Origin of the sequence: Kocuria sp. HSID17590 (genome assembly GCF_003989485.1) — a bacterium.
GTDB classification, from domain to species: domain Bacteria; phylum Actinomycetota; class Actinomycetes; order Actinomycetales; family Micrococcaceae; genus Kocuria; species Kocuria salsicia.
In genome coordinates this window covers 1-263 of the sequence record NZ_RBMB01000084.1, presented here as the reverse complement: position 1 = coordinate 263, position 263 = coordinate 1, and the positions used below count along the sequence as shown (strand labels likewise).

Below are 263 nucleotides of genomic sequence, written 5' to 3'. Positions count from 1 at the left end.
CGACGCGTGACCGTGTCCCGCGGCACGCCCTCGACACCGCACTTCCGACACCACGGGTCGTCCTCGACGACGCGGCATTCGATCGTGGCCCGATCCGGCTCGATCAGCTGGCCGACGGCGACGAGGCCGAGCTCGTCGAGGCGGCAGAACGTGGTCAGGTCAGGGGTCGCGAAAGTAGGGTGGAGCACGTCGAGGTCTTTCGGGATGGCGAGCGTGAAGAACTTCCATCATCCGGGAGACCTCGACCCCTACCCGGCCACCGA

1 pseudogene is annotated in these 263 nt (G+C 67.7%); it reads right to left on the bottom strand.

The window, feature by feature from the left end:
* Nucleotides 1–188 (bottom strand): annotated as a pseudogene (locus D8M39_RS12510) (ISL3 family transposase); the annotation flags it as partial.
* Nucleotides 189–263: the final 75 nt, after the last annotated feature.